At 60.0% G+C, this 19,194-nt stretch carries 14 protein-coding genes; 5 read left to right on the forward strand and 9 right to left on the reverse strand.

The genetic code is table 11. The features are described from left to right. Together M0H32_RS04235 and M0H32_RS04240 are read right to left on the reverse strand one after the other, a co-directional pair. Nucleotides 1-2,223, reverse strand: a 2,223-nt coding sequence (locus M0H32_RS04235) for a cadherin domain-containing protein (protein ID WP_248151082.1), incomplete at its 3' end; no start/stop codon positions are given. Nucleotides 2,224-2,367: 144 nt separating this feature from the next. Then, nucleotides 2,368-2,565: a hypothetical protein gene (locus tag M0H32_RS04240; protein ID WP_248151085.1), complete on the reverse strand. Its 198-nt coding sequence runs from the start codon at nucleotides 2,563-2,565 to the stop codon at nucleotides 2,368-2,370. On the opposite strand from M0H32_RS04240, the gene M0H32_RS04245 reads away from it, so the two are divergent. Continuing rightward, a complete protein-coding gene (locus M0H32_RS04245; RefSeq protein ID WP_248151091.1) occupies nucleotides 2,552-4,159 on the forward strand; it encodes a peptidase domain-containing ABC transporter in 1,608 nt (535 codons plus the stop codon). The genes M0H32_RS04240 and M0H32_RS04245 overlap by 14 nt on opposite strands. Continuing rightward, entirely contained in the window at nucleotides 4,156-6,372 is a 2,217-nt protein-coding gene (locus M0H32_RS04250) for a peptidase domain-containing ABC transporter (RefSeq protein WP_248151094.1), read from the forward strand. Before M0H32_RS04245 ends, M0H32_RS04250 begins: the two co-directional genes overlap by 4 nt. 34 nt (nucleotides 6,373-6,406) lie before the next feature. Here the strand turns inward: M0H32_RS04250 and M0H32_RS04255 are convergent, their stop codons facing one another. From M0H32_RS04255 to eutB, 6 genes are all read right to left on the reverse strand, one after another. Beyond that, nucleotides 6,407-7,174, reverse strand: coding sequence for an SDR family oxidoreductase (locus M0H32_RS04255; RefSeq protein WP_248151096.1), 768 nt, complete (start codon nucleotides 7,172-7,174; stop codon nucleotides 6,407-6,409). A 119-nt stretch (nucleotides 7,175-7,293) separates the two neighbouring features. After that, a complete protein-coding gene (locus tag M0H32_RS04260; RefSeq protein WP_248151099.1) occupies nucleotides 7,294-8,661 on the reverse strand; it encodes an aspartate aminotransferase family protein in 1,368 nt (455 codons plus the stop codon). A gap of 32 nt (nucleotides 8,662-8,693) precedes the next feature. Next, a complete protein-coding gene (locus tag M0H32_RS04265) occupies nucleotides 8,694-10,190 on the reverse strand; it encodes an NAD-dependent succinate-semialdehyde dehydrogenase (protein WP_248151103.1) in 1,497 nt (498 codons plus the stop codon). Nucleotides 10,191-10,281: 91 nt separating this feature from the next. Further along, nucleotides 10,282-10,797 (reverse strand): Lrp/AsnC family transcriptional regulator, encoded by a 516-nt coding sequence (locus M0H32_RS04270; RefSeq protein ID WP_248151106.1) that lies wholly within the window; start codon nucleotides 10,795-10,797, stop codon nucleotides 10,282-10,284. 14 nt (nucleotides 10,798-10,811) lie between these two features. Beyond that, on the reverse strand, nucleotides 10,812-11,807 hold the full coding sequence (locus M0H32_RS04275) for a cyclodeaminase (protein ID WP_248151109.1): 996 nt from the start codon (nucleotides 11,805-11,807) through the stop codon (nucleotides 10,812-10,814). After that, entirely contained in the window at nucleotides 11,797-12,804 is a 1,008-nt protein-coding gene (gene eutB, locus M0H32_RS04280; protein WP_248151112.1) for a hydroxyectoine utilization dehydratase EutB, read from the reverse strand. Before eutB ends, M0H32_RS04275 begins: the two co-directional genes overlap by 11 nt. 184 nt (nucleotides 12,805-12,988) lie before the next feature. Between eutB and doeA the strand changes: the two genes are divergently transcribed. From doeA to M0H32_RS04295, 3 genes are read left to right on the forward strand one after another with little or no spacing between them, the layout of a single operon-like run. Beyond that, a complete protein-coding gene (gene doeA / locus M0H32_RS04285) occupies nucleotides 12,989-14,173 on the forward strand; it encodes an ectoine hydrolase DoeA (RefSeq protein WP_248151114.1) in 1,185 nt (394 codons plus the stop codon). 7 nt (nucleotides 14,174-14,180) lie between these two features. Continuing rightward, nucleotides 14,181-15,359 carry an acetylornithine deacetylase gene (gene argE, locus M0H32_RS04290; RefSeq protein WP_248151116.1) on the forward strand — a complete coding sequence of 393 codons (1,179 nt, stop codon included), beginning with the start codon at nucleotides 14,181-14,183 and terminating at the stop codon, nucleotides 15,357-15,359. Beyond that, on the forward strand, nucleotides 15,356-16,093 hold the full coding sequence (locus M0H32_RS04295; RefSeq protein ID WP_248151119.1) for a GntR family transcriptional regulator: 738 nt from the start codon (nucleotides 15,356-15,358) through the stop codon (nucleotides 16,091-16,093). The genes argE and M0H32_RS04295 overlap by 4 nt, the downstream gene beginning before the upstream one ends. A gap of 625 nt (nucleotides 16,094-16,718) precedes the next feature. Here the strand turns inward: M0H32_RS04295 and M0H32_RS04300 are convergent. Continuing rightward, on the reverse strand, nucleotides 16,719-18,869 hold the full coding sequence (locus tag M0H32_RS04300; protein WP_248151121.1) for a hypothetical protein: 2,151 nt from the start codon (nucleotides 18,867-18,869) through the stop codon (nucleotides 16,719-16,721). Nucleotides 18,870-19,194: the final 325 nt, after the last annotated feature.

Here is a 19,194-nt window from a genome sequence, read left to right on the forward strand (position 1 = left end):
GGTTGTGGTAGCGGCTTCTGCGTTGCCGACCGTGGGTCCAACCTGGGTGCCAGCCGTTGCGTCTTCGGCGATGGTGTTGGCAGAAGCGTCGCTGTCGGTGACGGCTGAGACATCGCTTTCATTCACATCAGAGACGCTGATCGTGAAAGTCTCTGTGGACGTCGAACCATCCGTGGACGTCGCCGTCACGGTGATGTCGATGGAGCCTTCGGTCTCCGCATCAAAGCTGGCGCCGCTGGCGACGGTGACAACACCGTCGGCATCCACCGAGAAGCGGCTGTCGTCGATGGAGTAGGAGACGCTGTCGGTAGCGTCTGCATCGGTCGCGAGCGCGGTGACGCCGACCTGCGTGCCGGCCGTTGCGTCTTCGGCGATGGTGTTGGCCGAAGCGTCGCTGTCGGTGACGGCGGAGACGTCGCTTTCATTCACGTCGGAAACAGAGATCGTGAAAGTCTCGGTTGAGGTCGAGCCATCCGTGGACGTTGCCGTCACGGTGATGTCGATGGAACCCTCGGTCTCTGTGTCAAAGCTTGCACCGTCTGCCACAGTGACAACACCGTCGGTGTCCACGGTGAAGCGGCTGTCATCGACGGAATAGGAAACACTGTCTGTGGCATCCGCGTCGGTTGCAAGTGCGGTGACACCAACCTGAGTGCCAGCCGTTGCGTCTTCGGCGATGGTGTTGGCCGTGGCGTCGCTGTCGGTGACGGCTGAAACGTCATACTCGTCGACATCGGAAACAGAGATGGTGAAGGTCTCTGTCGAAGTGGACCCATCTGTGGACGTTGCCGTCACGGTGATGTCGATGGAACCCTCGGTTTCCGCATCGAACGACTCGCCGTCGGCGACGGTGACAACACCGTCGGAATCCACCGTGAAACGGCTGTCGTCGACGGAGTAGGAGACGCTGTCAGTAGCGTCGGCGTCGGTGGCCAGGGCGGTGACGCCGACCTGAGTGCCGGCCGTTGCATCTTCGGCAATGGTGTTTGCAGACGCGTCGCTATCCGCCAGATCCGAAACCGCATATTCGTTTTCGTCAGCGAGTTTCAGCGTGAAAGTTTGTTCGGACGTGGAGCCGTCGGTCGAGGTGGCGGTGACCGTAAAGGAGACCGAGCCTTCGGTCTCCGCATCGAAGGTGGCGCCTTCCGCAATGCTGACGATGCCCTGAGCGTCGATATCAAAACGTGGGTCGTCGATGGCATAGGTCACCGTGTCCGACACATCGCGGTCGGTCGCACTGACCTGGATACCTGTCTCGCTGCCGCCCTCGGCATGTTCCGAGATCTCATCGGCCACGGTACCGACCGTACTGATCGGGCTGACGTCATATTCGTTGACGTCGCGCACCGTGATGGTGAAGGTTTCGGTCTGGGTTTCGCCATCGGAGGCTGTTGCCAGGACGACGATCTGGTGATTGCCGGCCGCCTCTGCGTCGAGCGCGCCCGCGACCGTGACAATGCCGGTTTCAGGGTCGATCGAGAACAGGCCGCCCGCGTCGTCCAGCAGGCTATAGGTCACGGTCGCGCCGGCGGCCACATCGGCTGAGGCGCGAATGCCCGTGTCGGCGCCGATCCCGGCATCCTCGTCGACCACGTCCACGGCGGTGTTGATATCGGTCACGGCGGACAGATCGGACTCAACTTCGCCTTCTTCAGGCGTGTCGTCTTCGGAGGGTGCCGCTTCGGTGCTGCGCGCCTGGCTTTCCTGAACCTGTGCAGACCCGCGCGCGTTCGGTTCAAGTCCAAAGCCATTGGTTTCCGGCTGGTTCGATCCGTTCAGACGATTGGCGGGATCTGAAAAAGACCCATTTGAGGCCGAAGACGTGTCGGAGCCGGTTTCCTCGACCGGCAACGCACCGGCCGCGACAGACTGCAGCGCGGCGGTTTCGCCAGTTGCAAGGATGTCTTCATGGTTCCCGGACATGGTCGGCGACAGGTCGATGGCGTCGCCGTTCTGCTGGCCGCCGCCCGGGGTTTCTTCCAGACCGTAGGGTTGTTCTTCGGTTTGGCTGCCTAGATGCAGGTTGGCATTGACCTGCTCCATGGTTTCACCCATGTCCTGGTCAAGATGATAGTCATGCGCCTTGTCGAGATGTTGGTCGCGATCGTCAAGAAGGCCCGAATGCAGAGCGCTCTCTGAATTCAGAGTCGATCTGGTTTCGGTAGAGCCGCCATCTTTCGATGCGGCGTCTTTGTCTTCGCGGTTCTCAGTATCTCTTGCCATTTCGGTCGCACATCCGCACAATTTCCGATCATGCCAATGAACGTTGCTGTCCTTAATAAAGAGGAAAATTCCCCTTAGTTTCTGGAGTTTAGTTCTAATAAAATTCTGAAATTGGCTCGTAAGGTAAACGCTTTTTAAACCCGATCAGAACAGTTTGAACGAGTAGCTACTCGATTCTGGCCTGGTAATGCTGAATTCGGTTTTTTCATCCTTCTTCCTGCCCCGAATGCGGGTCAGGCACTCGCCGACAGGAAAGTGGATATCCTCGCCCGGATTGCCGCGCGATGTCGTCGTCGCGTCTGTTTTTGCAAACATTTTGAGCCTGGCAATGCCGCTCGCCATTCTGCAGGTCTATGACCGGGTCCTGCCGAATGCCTCGACCGACACGCTTTTGGTGCTCATGCTTGGCGTTTCGGGTGTGCTGGTCGCAGATGCCTGCATCAAGATTTCACGCGCGGCAGTGGTCGGCCGCCTTGGGGCGGGCTTCAACCACCAGGCCCATACGGAGCTGTTTCGGCGAGTGCTCGACGCAGAGCCGACGCAATTCGCCAAAACACCGGTCTCTGTCCAGGTCCACCAATTGCGCTCCCTGCAATCGATCGCCGACCATTATGGAGATCAGCGGCGATTGCTTGCCATTGACTTGCCTGCCGGCGGTATCTTCCTTGCCGTGCTGATCTTCATTGCCGGTCCGTTGGCGCTTGTGCCGGTATGTCTGCTGGCGGTTTTCATGCTGTTCGCGCTGCACCGGAACCGGGAGCTCCAGCAGGTCGTCTCCGACAGGGCGGACCAGGATGACCGCAAGTCCGATTTCATTCTGGAAGTGCTGTCCGGCGCCAAGACCGTCAAGTCTCAGGCCATGGAGGCCCTGATCATGCGGCGTTTCGAGCGTCTGCAGCGGGCGACGGCAGACTTGAGCGCCAAATACATGCGTCTGTCTGGCCAGGCGCGGGACGCATCGGCTCTGTTCGGTATTCTGACCACGGTGTTCGTGGTTCTGTTCGGCGCACTGATGACAATAAATGGCAATTTCAGTGTCGGCGGCGTTGCTGCCAGCACCTTGTTGTCGGGCCAATTCGTGCAGCCGTTTTTGCGTGCGATCAATCAGCTGACCGATATGCAGCGTCTCAAACACGACTATCATCAGGTTCAGGACCTGTTCGAGTTGCCGGAAGTGGCGCCGCAAGAGCCTCTGCCCTTTGAGACAGACGGCTCCATTAGGCTGGACAACGTCTCCGTTGAGGTAGGTGAGGGCGGTCGCAGCATTCTCCAGGATATCAACCTGGCCATCGGCTCCGGCCAGTCTGTCGGCTTCCGGGGCGCCGATGGCAGCGGCAAATCCACCCTGATGAAGATCCTGACCGGAGAACTTGTGCCGACAAGTGGTTCGGTTGCCATCGGCGGTCTGTCCTATGAGGGGGGCTATCAGCAGGCGCTGCGCAAGACTGTGGCTTACGTCGACAACCAGTCGGCCATCTTTAACGGCACGATCCTGGAAAACATCACCATGTTCGGCGCCGTCTCCGACATTGCCCATGCCCGCATGGCCGCCAAGTTGATCGGCCTGGAGAAGGAAATCCATCTTCTGCCGCGCGGTTATGAAACCCAGCTGGGTTCGGATCTCGGCGGCAAGGTGCCGACAGCCACCCTGCAGCGGATCTGCATTGCCCGGGCGCTGGCTGGCGAGCCGAAGATCCTGATTCTAGACGAGGCCAACGCGCAACTCGACCAGCAGGCGGAAAAAGGCCTGACAGACGCGCTCGCCCGGCTGAAAGGCTACCTGACCGTCGTGATCATCTCTCACAGGCCCTCCATGCTGGCCGTGGCGGACCAACAGTATGAATTGCGCGACGGCGCGCTGCACAGCCTTCAACAGGCAGGACAGGGTGCGGCCGGACAAGCAGAAACCGGCCAGCAAGTGAGGCAACCGGCGTGAGCAGGCCTCTCTTCAACCTCGACGACGCACAGATGGGCGAAAACGCCGTTCACCGGCAATGGCAGGATCTGTCCGCGGAACTTGAGCCCGACTCGGGCGCTCATACCCGGCTCGGCCACGCGCGGGAAGGCGCGGCCGCGGCGGAACGCTGTCTTGTGCCGCTGTTGCGTGAGATGCGCTGGCAGGGCAACGACCGGCTCCTGTTCGAAGCCATGCCGCATTTCGATCGCGTGGAAACACTTCAGCATCTTCGAACCGTTCTGACCCGGCTCAACGTCAAGACCGAACTCTTTCGCGGACGGCCGAGTGAACTGAACCAGACCCATTTCCCGTGCCTGCGGGTCACGCCGAAGGACCTGCAGGTCATTGTCGGCAAAACCGAAACGGGTGAATTGCGGGCCTATTCGGGCGACATGGACGAAGCGGTGATCCTGTCGCCGGCCGAAATCGCCGCCGGGCAGATCTATCTGGCGTTCGAGGACACCGAAGAGCAGAGCAATGTGCAGAACGGCAGAAGCTGGTTCTCATCCGTTTCGAAACGGTTCCGCACCAGCATTTATGCCATACTGGCTCTCGGTTTCGTGCTCAACATCCTGGCGCTTGGCCCGCCACTGTTCATCATGGCGATCTACGACAAGGCCATGGGCGCGAAGTCAACCGAAGTGCTTTTGACCATGGCGGTCGGCATCGGCATCATTCTTCTGTGCGAGATTGCGCTCCGGCGCACGAAAACCTGGCTGCAATCCTATCTGGGTGGCCGGATCGACGCGATTGTCGGCAACAAGACGTTCGAACGGATCCTGCATTTGCCGTATTCCATGCTGTCCGAGGCACCCATTGGCACGCAGGTGATGCGGCTGCGCTATTTCGACAGCGTTCGCGATATCTTCCAAAGCTCGCTGTTCAACGCCATTGTCGATATCCCGTTCACGCTGATCTTCATCTTGGCGTTATTCCTGATCGGCGGGCCGGTCGCGTTGCCGCCGCTTGCCTTGCTGGGCATTTACGCGCTGATGGCGGTCTATGTCCTGCCCAAGGTGCAGCGGGAAGTGGCCGCAGTCGGGGAGCAGAAATCCAGGCTCAACAGCTTCATGATCGAGACCTTCCGCAACCAGCGGGCACTGCGGAACCTCTCCGTGGAAGACATCTGGCTGGACCGGTTCTCGATCCTGTCGACGCAGTTCAACAAGCTTAACATTCACGCGCGCAACATTACCCATGTGCTGCAGACCGTGTCGCAGACCTTGATGACGATCTGCGGTGTGCTGGTGCTTGGCATCGGCGCCATGCAGGTGATGGAAGGTGAGATGAGCCTGGGCGCGCTGATCGCGACGATGGCTCTGTGCTGGCGGGTGCTGAACCCGATGAACCAGGCGTTCCTCAGCATTACGCAGTTGGCTCAGAGCCGTACGGTCGTCGAGCAGATCAACAATCTGATGCAGGTGCAGCTCGAGCGCGAGCCGGGCCACTTGCCGAAGATCGCACGTGACATCAAGGGCGACCTGAAGATGTCTTCACTTGTGCTGCGCTATCCAGGCGCAACCGAGGCATCCTTGAAGGGCCTCGAAATGACGGTCAAGGAAGGCGAACTGGTCGCCATCACCGGCCCGAGCGGTTCGGGAAAGACGGCCTTGTTCCAGGCCATCATCGGCCTGTTCCAGCCTCAGGTCGGCTCGATCCTGTTCGACGGTCTCGACGTGCGCCAGCTGGATGCCGCCGAATGGCGCGCTGCGATCGGCTATGCGCCGGACGACCTGGACTTCTTCTACGGCACCGTGAAGCAGAACCTGCTGATGGCCGAGCCGGGCGCAAGCGATGCCCGCCTGATTGAAATCACGGAACAGCTCGGTCTGCTTTCCTATCTGGACGAGCACTTTGACGGTCTGGAAACCCGGCTGAACGGCGAACTGTTGAAGCAGATTCCGGACAACATGAAGCAGCGGATCGTTCTGGCGCGCGCCTTCGTCAAGTCCGTGCCGCTTTACCTGTTCGACAATCCGGGTACGCATCTCGATTTCGAGGGTGACAAGAAATTCATGGCGATGGTCGAGGCGCTCAAAGGCAAGGCCACGGTGATCATCAACACCCAGCGCCCCAGCCACATGAAACTGGCGGATCGGGTGGTGGTGCTGAAATCCGGACAGATCGCCATGATGGGGCCGCCGGAGCAGGTTGTCCCGGCGATCATGGGCCAGCCTGCAAAGGCGGGTTGATCGCAGCTCGGCTGAACCGGGCGTTGGTTGCCGCTTACAAGACCGACGTCATGCCCCCATCAACATAGATGATCTGTCCACTGACATAGTTCGAGGCGTTCGAAGCCAGAAAGATGGCGGTGCCAACCAGTTCCTCAGGCGCGCCCCAGCGCCGTGACGGGGTGCGGCTCTTGACCCAGGCGTTGAAATCATGGTCCGCAATCAGGGCTTCGTTCATGTCGGTTTCCATGTAGCCGGGGCCAATGGCATTGGCCTGGATGCCCATCGAGCTCCATTCGGCCGCCATCGCCTGTGTCAGCAGCTTGATGCCGCCCTTGGAAACCGAATAGGGTGCGATCGTCGCACGCGCCACCGTGGACATCACCGAGCCGATATTGATGATTTTGCCGGACCCGCGACTGCTCATCCGGCAGGCAGCCTCCCGCCCGACCACGAAGGCCGCCGTCAGGTTGACGTCGATGACGCGCTGCCAGTCGGCGGTTTCCAGTTCCAGCATCGGCTTGCGAAACTGGATGCCGGCATTGTTGACCAGAATATCGACCGTAACGCCGTCCTTGTCGAACTTGTCAAAAGTGCCTTTCACGGCAGTTTCATCGGTGATGTCGAAAGCCGCGGTGGTGACATCCAGCCCGTTTGCGCCAAGTGCTGCGGCCGTCTTGGCCAGCCCGACCTCGTTGGTCCCGTTGAGAATGATCCTGGCGCCGGCTTTGCCCAGCCCTTCGGCAAAGGCCCGGCCGAGGCCCCTGGAAGACCCGGTGACGAGTGCCGTTTTGCCGGAAAGATCAAATAGCTGCAGACACATGGGCTTCCTCGAAACAAGATTCGGAGCAATCGTCGGTAAAGCTTACAGGCGGATGCCCGCCACAAACAACAACGGCCGCCCGATGGGCGGCCGTTGCCTGTAAACTCAGTGCGGTTGGGTTAAAGCACGTCGTTGACTGCCTTGACGGTTGCCGCGACCACCTTGTCGATTTCACCTTCGGTGATGCAGAGCGGCGGAGCGAATCCGAGAATGTCGCCCTGGGGCATCGCCCGGCCGATGACACCTTCCTTCAGCAGCGCACCGGCGATCTGCGGACCGGTCTTGGCGGCCGGGTCCAGGTAGGTGCGGCTGTCCTTGTCGGCGACAAATTCTACCGCGCACATCAGACCTTCACCACGGATGTCACCCACATTCGGGTGAGCGCCCAGTGCGTCCTTCAGCGCCGTCTTGAAATAGGCACCGGTTTTGCCCGCATTGCTCACCAGACCAAGCTGATCGATCAGCTTCAGGTTGGCGACGCCGGCGGCAGCGCCGATCGGGTGGGCGGAATAGGTCCAGCCATGACCGATCGGGCCGAATTCGTCAGTGCCGTCCTCCAGGACCTTCCAGACCTTGTCGGAAACAATCGAACCGGACAGCGGCGCATAGGCGGAAGTCAGGCCCTTGGCGATGGTGATGAAATCCGGCTCGATGCCGTAATGCGCGGAGCCAAACATGCTGCCGAGGCGGCCGAAGCCCGAGACGACCTCGTCGGCGATCAGCAGGATGTCATGTTTCTTCAGGATCGGCTGGATGGCCTCCCAGTAACCGGCCGGCGGCGGCACGATCCCGCCGGTGCCGAGAACAGGTTCGCCGATGAAGGCGGCAATGGTGTCGGCACCTTCGCGCGCGATCAGCGCCTCCAGTTCAGCCGCGCAATGGGCGACGAAATCTGCTTCGGACATGGACAGGTCTTCCCGGCGGAAATAGTCCGGAGCGATCGTGTGCAGCACGGTGTCGAGCGGCAGGTCGAATTTCTTGTGAAACAGCTCCAGACCGGTCAGCGAGCCGGTCATCAGGCCTGAGCCGTGATAGCCGCGCCAGCGCGAAATGATCTTCTTTTTCTCCGGACGGCCGAGAATGTTGTTGTAGTACCAGACCAGCTTGACGTTGGTCTCGTTGGCGTCGGATCCACCCAGTCCGAAATAGACCTTGGACATGTTGTCCGGGGCGCGGTCCAGAACCATCTTGGCCAGCGTGATCGAGGCTTCGGTGCCATGGCCGACATAGGCGTGGTAATAGGCGAGTTCCCGGGCCTGTTCGGCAATCGCGTCGGCGATTTCGCTGCGGCCGTAGCCGACATTGACGCAGTAGAGGCCGGCAAAGGCGTCGAGTAGGCGGGTGCCGTCCCGGTCCTCGATGTAGACACCGCTGCCACCGGTAACGATCCGGCTCGGGCTTTCGCCGCGGGCGTGCTGGGCCAGATGCGTCGACGGATGAAAGAAGTTGTCGCGGTCCCAGGCATCCAGTTGATCGTTCTTCAGCATGAGGGTTTCCTTCTTGGTGAGGGCAGGGCGGCTTAGCGCCAGTCCCTGCAGACAAATTTGATTTCGGTGAAAGCTTCAAGACCGTATCTGGCGCCTTCGCGGCCAAGGCCGGACTGTTTGACGCCGCCGAAGGGGATCGGGTAGCCGGTCACCTTGGTCCGATTGACGGCAACCATGCCGTATTGCAGTGCCCGGCTGGCCCGGTAGATCCGCCGGGGATCTTGGGTGTGGAGATAAGCGATCAGGCCATACTCCGTATCGTTTGCCCGGCTGATCACCTCGTCTTCCGTGTCGAAGGGGGCGATAGCGGCAACCGGTCCGAAGGTTTCCTCCCGGAAGATTGCTGCGTCGGCCGGAACATCGGCCAGAACGGTTGGCTCGAAAAAGAGCGTCCCGGCGTCATGGCGTTTGCCGCCGATCAGGAGTTTCGCCCCGAGATCGAGGGCGTTCTTGACCTGGGCTTCCTGTTTGGCGACAGCCCGCTCATGCATCAAAGGTCCGATATCAGGATCGTCAAGGCCGGCGCCGACAGTGAGTTCTGCCGTCCGCCGCGCGAAGGCCTCACAGAAGGCCTCATAGATCGGACGTTCGATCAGCAACCGGTTCGCCGCAAGGCAATCCTGGCCGGAAGTCGCGAATTTGGCGGCGATTGCCTGTTCGACGGCATGGTCGAGATCGGCGTCGGCAAAGACGATGAAAGGCGCATGGCCACCGAGTTCCAGCACAAGGCGTTTCACTGTGTCGGCGCTCTGGCGGTAGAGCAGACGGCCGATTTCGGTCGAACCGGTGAAGGAGACGGCCCGGACACGGTCGTCTTCCATCCACGGCGCGACAATCTCCGGCGCCTTGCCTGGCAGGACGTTGAAGACGCCGGCCGGCAGGCCGGCCTGGTCGGCCAGTTCCGCAAGGGCCAGCGCCGAAAACGGGGTTTCCTCGGAGGGATGGACCAGCACCGTGCAGCCGGCAGCAAGCGCGGCAGCGGCCTTGCGCGTGATCATGGCTGAGGGAAAGTTCCAGGGCGTGATCAGGGCGGCGACACCGAGCGGTTCGCGCCAGACTTCCATCTCCGCGTCAGCAAGATGAGACGTGATGCTTTCAATGTTCGGCCGTTTGGCTTCTTCGGCATAGAACTCGATGAAGGACGCGGCATAGTCGATTTCGCCGTGCGCTTCGGAAATGGGTTTGCCCTGTTCGCGCGTCATGATCAGCGCCAGGTCTTCCTTGTTCTCCAGGATCAGCGCGTGCCATCTGTGCAAAAACGCTGCGCGTTCCTGCGGCAACAGGGCTGCCCATGCGGCGAATGCCTCGTTGGCCGTGTCTACGGCCGCGGAAGATTGCGCGCTGGTCATCCTGGTGACGTCACCCAGCCAGCTGCCATCGGCCGGATCGGTGACGGAAAAAACCGAGCCGTCTTCCGCATCTTGCCAGCGTCCGCCGACATAGCCGAAGCTGCGCACAAGATGCCGGTTGGCGATTTGCCGGAACAGGTCGTTGGCAAGCGGAGCATCCGCGAGAGACAGGTTTTGCATGGCGAAGCCCTTCTGTTGTCTGGGCTTGAGGTTAGACGCGCGGGCGGGAACGAAATGACCAAAGTTTCGGGAGGAACAACCGGATCCGTTCCTAGTCGAGGCTATCTTCGTCCGATTCCGTTCCCAGGAACCCCGCGAGCAGCTTGTCCAGGGGAGGGGCGGCGCTCTGCTTGACCGGCTTTGTCACCACATAGGTGAAATAGCGCACCACGCTGAGCTCCCGGTCGAGCAGCCCGTCCATGAATCGCTGGTAGGCGTCGATGTCGCGGGCAACGATCTGTAACAGGTAATCCAGCCCGCCACCGATCGCCCAGCAGGCAACGACCTCGTCGCAGTCGCGGATCACCCGTTCGAATTTCTGGAAATATTCGGCCCGGTGATGCTCCAGTTCGACCGTGACGAAGACGGTGACATGCGGTGCCAGGTTTCTCAGGGAAATTGTGGCGGCGTAGCCCTGGATGACGCCGCCTTTTTCCAGCCGCTCCAGCCGTTTCCAGCATGGGCTCGGGCTGAGATTGATGCGCTTGGCAAGGTCGGCTTTCGAGATCCGTCCTTCGCGCGTCAGCACGCTCAGGATTTCCAGATCCCGCTTATCGAGTTTCAGCATGAGGGCCTTCTATGTCAGGCGAGTACGGTGGTGCCGGCATTGGCCCGTTTGACCTTGCCAAGCGCAAGCGTGGCGATGGCCGTGTCCTGGACGCCGGTGCCGGTGAGATCACAGACGGTGATGTCGTCTTCGGATTGGCGGCCTTGCGCAGATCCGGAAATGACATCGCCAAGTTCACGAACGGTATCCGTGCCTTTGAGTGCCCCGGTTTTCAGAGCTGAGCGCAACTCGCCCAGCTTATCGCACTGGCTGATGCGGTCGCAAACAAGCACATCGGCGCATGCCAGGATCTTCGGGTCCAGTTCGTTCTTGTCTTCCTGGTCGGAGCCCATGGCTGTGATGTGCAGACCCGGGTGCAGCCAGTCGGCGCTCAGGACCGGCTCCCTGGCCGGGGTGGTTGTGATGACGAGCTGGCTTTGCGCAACCAGGTCCGCAGGATCTGAACAGGCGCTGACATCGATGCCGAGAGCCGTCTTCATCTCCGCGGCCAGCCGGCTGGCCTTGTCAGTGTCCCGGCCCCAGATCAGGGCCCTGCCGACGGCGCGGACCTTGGCGGCGGCAATCAGCTGCAGCCTGGCCTGCACGCCGGTGCCCAGAATGCCGATGGTCGACACATTGGAGGGGGCGAGATGACGGGCGGCGACCGCCCCGGCGGCGGCCGTGCGCACATCGGTCAGGTAGCCGTTGTCCAGAAACACCGCTTCGACCAGACCGGTTTTCGCCGACAGCAGCACCATCAGGCCGTTGAGGCTTGGCAATCCAAGGGACGGATTGCTGAAAAATCCCGGTGAGACCTTCAGCGCAAAGCCTTCCAGGCCCGGCACGTATGCCGTCTTCACGTCGACTTCTGCGTTGACGTCGGGAAGGGCCATCGACAGGACCGGTGGCATCACCACATTGCCGGTTGCCAGTTTGGCAAAGGCCTCTTCGACACAATCGATCGCCTCAAGGTCGAGATGCACAGTCCGGCGCAGCTCCGCCTCTGTGACCAGCTTGATTTCATGCGCCATAGGCAGCTCCTTTGAGGTGATAGTCGCCGAGCTTGATGTCCTGGCCGGTCACAACCCTGGTGAACTGGTCCATATCGACATTCCGGCCCGTGATAATGGTCGCGACGGGGCCTGTGAGACCCGTCAGTTTACCGGAGAGGCACGCGGCGATGCCGACGACACAGGCTCCTTCCGCCACATGGCTGTCTTCGTAATAAAGCACCTGCATTGCCCGGTAGATTTCCTCTTCGGTGACCAGAACCACGTCGTCGAGCAGATCCCGGCACATGCGGAAGGACAGTTTGTTGGTAAGGCCGATACCGCCGCCGAGGGAATCGGCAAGGCTCGCCACCTCAGGCACCTCGACCGGATGGCCGGCGTCAATGGACGCCTTCATCGCCGCGCCGCGGTCCATGGTCAGGCCGATCAGGCGGATGGAGGGGGTGATGGTCTTGGCTGCCAGCGCGACGCCGGCCGCAAGCCCGCCGCCGGACAACGGCACGAGCAGGGTCTTGAGGTCCGGGACTTCTTCGAGAATCTCCAGACCGACCGTGCCCTGACCGGCAATAACGAATGGATCGTCAAAGGGGGAGATTTCGGCAATCCCGTCTTCTTGAGCCAGAGCTAGGCACTCGGCAAGGGCGTCGTCCTGGCTGGAGCCGACGATGCGGGCCTCCGCGCCAAGTGCCTTGATCCCGTCGATCTTGGTCTGCGGCACCAGCGACGACATGCAGATCACGGCCTTCAGCCCGAGGTTTCGGGCGGCATAAGCAACGCCCCGGCCGTGATTGCCCGTGGAACAGCAGGTCAGTGTGTGGGTTCCTTCCGGAACGTTCTGTGCGGCATTGGTTGCGCCACGCAGTTTGAAGGCACCGGTCGGCTGCATCGTCTCCATCTTCAGGAAAAACGGCGCGCCCGTGACAGCGCTCAGGTGCCGGGAGGGCAGCAGTGGTGTCCGCACAACCTTGCCGGCGATTGTCTTTTGTGCCGCCAGGATGTCGCTCAGAGTCAGGTTCATGGAAGCTCTTTCGGTTCGCTTGTGTCCGGATATCTGCAGGAAACCGAGAGCGCCTGCGGCTTCTATAATTGTGTACAAATAGGCTAATAGTCTTCGCAAAGAACGTCAATATCGAAGAAAAAGCTTGCCAGAAGCATGGGTGTTGATGTCATTTGTATACAAATAGTCAGCGAGAGGAGCGAGAATGCCTGGTTTGGATCTGCCTTTCACCCGCGCCGAATATGACCGGCGGCTTGCCCTGATCCGCGGAGACATGGATGCGCGCGGCATCGACGTCCTGTTTCTCGAGGATCCCTCGAACATGGCCTGGTCGACCGGCTATGACGGCTGGTCGTTCTATGTGCACCAGGGCGTGATCGTCTTTCTGGACGAGGACCCGATCTGGTGGGGCCGGCGTCAGGACGCCAATGGCGCCCGCCGCACCGTGTGGATGGATGATGACCGGGTCTGCGCCTATGCCGACAACTTCATCCAGTCGACCGAACGCCATCCGATGCAGGACCTGGCGCGGCTGCTGGCCTCGAAGGGTTATTCATCCAAGCGGATCGGCGTTGAACTTGAAAACTACTACTTTTCCGCCAAAGCTTATCTGACCCTGCGCGAGGAATTGCCGAATGCGGAATTTCTGGACGCGACCAGTCTCGTCAACTGGCTGAGGGCGGTTAAATCCGACGAGGAACTGGTGTTCATGCGCAAGGCCGCGCGCATTTCCCAGAAGATCATGGACGGCGTTTTCGAGCGTGTCGTGCCGGGCATGCGCAAGGCCGATCTGGTTGCGGAAATCTATGCCGACGCCATTCGCGGCCTGGACGATGCCTGGGGCGATTATCCGGCCATCGTACCGCTGCTGCCGAGCGGGGCAGATGCCTCCGCGCCGCATCTGACATGGGACGGCCGTTTCATGCAGGAAGGCGAGGCGACGTTTTTCGAGCTCTCCGGCTGTTTCCGCCGCTACCACGCTCCGCTTTGCCGGACCGTTTTCCTCGGGAAACCTCCGCAATACATTCTCGATGCGGAAAAAGCGCTCGTCGAAGGTCTTGAAGCCGGACTGGAAGCCGCGCGGGCGGGCAACACCGCTGGTGATATTGCCCGCGCGCTCGCCAAGCCGCTGGAAGCGGCTGGTATCGAGCGCGGCGCCCGCGCGGGTTATCCGATCGGCATTTCCTATCCGCCAGACTGGGGCGAACGCACGATCTCAATCCGTGACGAGGATACCACCGTCTTGAAACCGGGCATGACTTTCCACTTCATGCCGGGGCTGTGGATGGACGGCTGGGGACTGGAAATCACCGAGAGCATCCTGATCCGCGAGGGGAGCCGCGCCGAATGCCTGTGCAACCGGCCCCGCGAACTCTTCGTGAAACCTTGAGGCGCTGATGGGACCGCTGCATCTTCTCGACCGGACCGAGACAATCCTGGACAGGCTGATTGGTTTCCCAACAGTCTCCGCCGACAGCAACCTGGAACTGATCGACTATGCGGCCGGGCTTCTGGAGGACTGTGGTGCCCGGGTGAAAGTGTCGAAAGACCGGACCGGCGCCAAGGCCAACCTGTTCGCCACACTCGGGCCTGAGACGTCCGGCGGCCTGGTTCTGTCCGGCCATACGGATGTCGTACCCGCCGACAGCAGCGAATGGACCAGCGATCCGTTCAGGATGCGCCAGGCGGACGGCCGTCTCTATGGCCGTGGCACTTGCGACATGAAGGGATTCATCGCCGCCGCTCTCGCCAAGGCGCCGGACTACGCGGCGCTCGATCTCAAGCGTCCGCTGCATTTCGCGTTGACTTATGACGAGGAGGTCGGCTGTTTCGGGGCCCGGCATCTGGTGGAAGAACTCGGTGAGACCGAGCTTCGGCCCTCTGTCGCGATCATCGGCGAACCGACGGAAATGCGGGTCATCGAGGGCCACAAGGGCTGTTACGAATACACCACCTCCTTTCACGGAACCGACGGCCACGGCTCGGAACCCGACAAGGGTGTCAACGCCATTCATGTCGCGGCCAGGTTCATCCATCGCATGTTGGACATAGCCGAAGACATGCAGAAAAAGGCCGGTCCGGACAGCGCCAGATTTTCTCCGCCCTGGACGACGCTCCAGACCGGGCGGATCGAAGGCGGCCTGGCCCGCAACGTCATTGCCCGGCATTGTTCGGTGGAGTGGGAAATGCGCCCGGTCCGCGACGCCGATGCGCGCGAGGTCAAGGCCGCGCTCGAGAGCTATTGCCAGGACGTTCTGCTGCCGCAGATGCGCGCCGTCTACCCGGAAGCGGACATCGTTACCGAAGTGATCGGCGAGGTCGCGGGTCTTGCCGTGATGAGCGACAACGAAGCCCGGGACATCGTCACCGCGCTGACGGGCGCCAATCTCTGCGACGTCGTTGCCTTCGGCACCGAAGCCGGCCTGTTCCAGGCTCTCGGCATGTCGGTCGTGGTTTGCGGCCCGGGCTCGATCGCCCAGGCGCACCAGCCGGACGAATTTGTGGCGATGGAGCAGTTGGAAAAATGCCTCGGCATGCTCACTGGCCTGGAAAGGACCCTGGTGCAACCGGCATGAATGACAAACCCGACCTCGATACGGCCGATATAGCAAGGCAGCTGGAAGAGGCCACAAGTGCCCAGGAACGTTTTCAGATCCTGTTTTTCGTGTTGCGGGATCGAATCTGCATGCTTGTCTATCCGCCGGGAACCCAGCTCAGCGAGGAGGCCTTGGCGAATGAATTCGGCATCAGCCGGTCTCCCTTGCGCAAGGCCCTTCAGATCCTGGAAGCCGACGGCTTGCTGCGATCCCAACAGGGGGTCGGCACGCTGGTCACCGAAGTCGATCTCGATGAGCTTCAACAGGTCTATCAGCTGCGCATGGAGCTCAATGAACTGACCGGCAAGCTGTCACCGGCAACCGTCGACGCGGCGCTCGTGCAGGCCTTTGACAAGATCCGGGTGCGCGCAGACGTGCTGCGGCATGCGCCGAGCCGGTCGGGATTCGCCCGGCTCAACATCGATTTCTTTCATGTTTTCCAACTGTTGAGCGAAAATCAGCCGCTTCATGATGTTGCGGAAAAACTGTTCTACCAGACCTGCCGCATCTGGCTGACCCTGATCCCGGACCAGGATCTTGCAAGCGAAGTCGCGGTGTTCTGCAACGAAGTCGAGGACATTGCCAAGGCGATTGCAACTCACGATGTTTCGGCCGCGGCCCTGATCCGGCGGGCGCATCTGTCGATGGGTTTCAAGCGGTTGCGGCGGCAAAAGAGCGGAGCCGGTGCAGAATCAACAGACGGCGCATCCTAATTTTCGAAACGCAGCGGTTGTTTTTTCCCGCAAGTCATTCGGCGTCCAGCGATTGCGTAAGACCCGGCAATGGAAAAAAGACGCGCCACGGAAAACCGTGGCGCGCCACAAAAGAAAATCGCTTCAAGAATTTCCTAAAAAATCTCAATAGAACAATGGATTGGCCAATGGAGATTGCGGGTGACTCCGTAGCCACGGCCCATCTAACTTCGGGAAATTCAGGACCGAGTTCCCCAAACAAATCAGCCCCTCAAATCAACTTAACCATACTGCAATCTCACCTTTTGCGGGTGTGAGAAAAACGTAAAAAAAACGCAACTGGTCCAGGCCGCTGATTTGGCGCGGACAAGCTTCTTCGGTAGTCATGGACCTTGGTGAAAGGCTGATACTACCTTTGCAACCTGAGAGTATGGCCCGAAAGTGATGGCCGGGGCGAATGCTTCACTCACATTTGTCATTCCTGCGAAAGCGGGAAACCAGGACCCCGTGAGGTTAGATCGAAATTTATAGAGCCGATTCATGATGTTACTGGGTCCCCGCTTTCGCGGGGAAGACAACCGAGAGGGGGCGAGTTCGTGCCAGGAACGATGAAAACTGCGTCCTAGATCACTTTCGGGCCAGACTCTCAGGAGTGGAGCCGGATGGTGCCGGTGCTCGGCGCGCCTTCGTTAGAACCGAGACGACATCTTTCCAGGTCAGACATCGTCTTGAGCAGATGAAGGTTTGCACCGGTACACCGCGCCTGATCAAGCGACTTCCGTAAAAGAACCTCAGTTCGCCGTGACGGCTCTGGCCGTTTGCCTCGCACAGCCAGGGCCGCTATCCGAAGCAATTCCGCATCAAAATAGCGTTCACCGCTTTGGCAGGCGAACCGGCGCGCCTTCAGCACCCTGTCGAGTGCGTCTTTTTCTTCGCGGCGGTCAATGAGTGCCTCTGCAATCCAGGCTTCCGCATAGGGGCGGGCCAGAACGGCTCCTGTTTCGGCATAGGCACGCAAGCCTTCTTGCAGCAGGTGAAGACCAGAAGCATGGCCGGACCGGTCGCGGACGCGCCCAAGATTGACACGTGCATGCGAGGCTTGCTGAGCAAATCCGTGCCGTCTGCTAAGACTTGAAGCCCGCAATCCGAATGTCTTGGCCTTTCCCAGATTTCCAAGGAAATTGTGCATTGTCGACAGGAAGCAATAGCTAAGTGCCTGACTGAACGCATGGTCTGAACGAGCCGAATGCGCTTCAATGTCATGCGCCGCCTTGGCCGTCTTGTCAGTCCGCCCCATCAGCGCATAGCACCAGCCCAGATAACAGCTGGACAGCAAATGGAGGTCCATACCGTAGCGGGTTATCATCTCATGGAAGTCGGCTCTTTGGGCCAGTTCTACAGCTTTCAGAAAGACACTTTCGGCACGGACAAAGTCACCGAAATAGAAGGCGCCCACACCGCACATATATTGGCCGGCGGCCTCGGCCATGGATCCAGATCTGTCACAGGCAATTTCAAGAAACTCGGAGCTGAGCAGTTCAGCACCGGAGATATTGGCCTTGACGATCTCGGCACCCCAAAGTCCCCAAATCATCTGCAAGCGTTGGTCGGTATCGATCTGCCCGCCGCTATATTGCTGGTTGGCCTTCTCGTAAACTTCTTGAACCTCTGTTGAAGCAAAGCCGTGATTGATGGAGAGTTGCGGCCCGAGCAACAGCAGAAGTCGACCGGTCGCCTGGTCGCGGTCAGTTTGTTCGCCGAAGTCGTTTGCGATTTCGAGTGCTTTTTGGAAATAGGTCCTTGCCTTTTCGCCAGAGCGGGACCGAATGGCTTCGACGCCGGAACGCTCCAGATGTTCGACATACCACCTGCGGAGCCAGGAGTGAAACTCCGAGTTTCTTGGTTGCTGTGCCATCAGCTGTTCGACATAAATACTCGCGTCGCAAACTTCCTTTGCGCGTTTTTCAGCTCGGTTACGCAGCGTGTTGTTTTTGCCCCACGAAGAGGTGTGGCCGGGCACCTCGGACGAGAGCTTCTGCCCGATCATGTCCACCACGATCGATTCCGCGATCTGCCGGGTCATGTCTGACACGATGTCGGACTTTCCCTCCAGAAATTGGGCAATCGAAACCGGACAAGCATGGGTGCCGCACAGTCTGCCCGATCGGGCGTCCGCAATGTCCACGTCGATTTCCAACAGATCCCTGGTGGCTCGGACGGTGCCATAAACGACGAAATCGATCGGGTGGGACGCCGTCAATGATCCGAGATCCGTCTCCGGCGACTGCAGCTGTCGCCCCAGGAGGTGGGAAAAGACGATGAAAAGATTTGCCCTCGAAAGCGAACGCGTCATTTCCTGCGCCAGAACATCACCCAGCATTTCGTTTTGACTGGCGGTGTTCAGAAACGTGAATGGGATGACTGCGACCGTGGGACTGGCAAAGCCGATGCCGGAAGTTTGGACCGGCGCCGCCGAGGCGAAGGGTGGCCCGGCACGTTGTTGTGATAGCCATTTTTGGAATTCCGGCTCGCTGACGGCCAGTCCTTCAAGAAACTCTCCTTCCGATCGGTCGCCAATGAGATGATAGCATCCAGGCCGGAGGCTGATGCTGGTATTCGAGACCTTGAAGATCCGATCAAACTCATCACCCAGCACTTTTCGAAGATCGCTCAGCGCTCGCCTGAGGCTGGCCCGGCCCAATTCGGCTCCGGAAAGAGACCACAAGCGTTCCTGAAGCCAGGCACGCATGCGCATGCCATCCGGTGCGGTCGCCAACAACGCCAGAAGGGCGATCAACTTGGAACTTCTTATGTTGATCGTACGCCCATCCGACCATGTGGCAGTGAACGGACCGTACAACCTAAGTCTTAGATCCTGCATCTTCCTGCAACGCCTCAGCTACCGTGGAAAAACAGACGCGGGAACAGATTTACGAATGTAATCTCGCGTTGAATGAGAATCACGGTTCTTTCACGTCGATGCAAGCCCTCGTTATGTCGGGTTCCTGAAGAACGTCGAAGCGGTTGCGGTCACCAACCAACGATAGCCGGGAAGATCATTGCAGCATTTATTATCGGTTCGACGAGGATCCGCGTGTGCGTGCAGGCTTGGTGCCGCTGAA

The sequence above is a fragment of the Roseibium sediminicola genome (assembly GCF_023156505.1).
GTDB lineage: Bacteria > Pseudomonadota > Alphaproteobacteria > Rhizobiales > Stappiaceae > Roseibium > Roseibium sediminicola.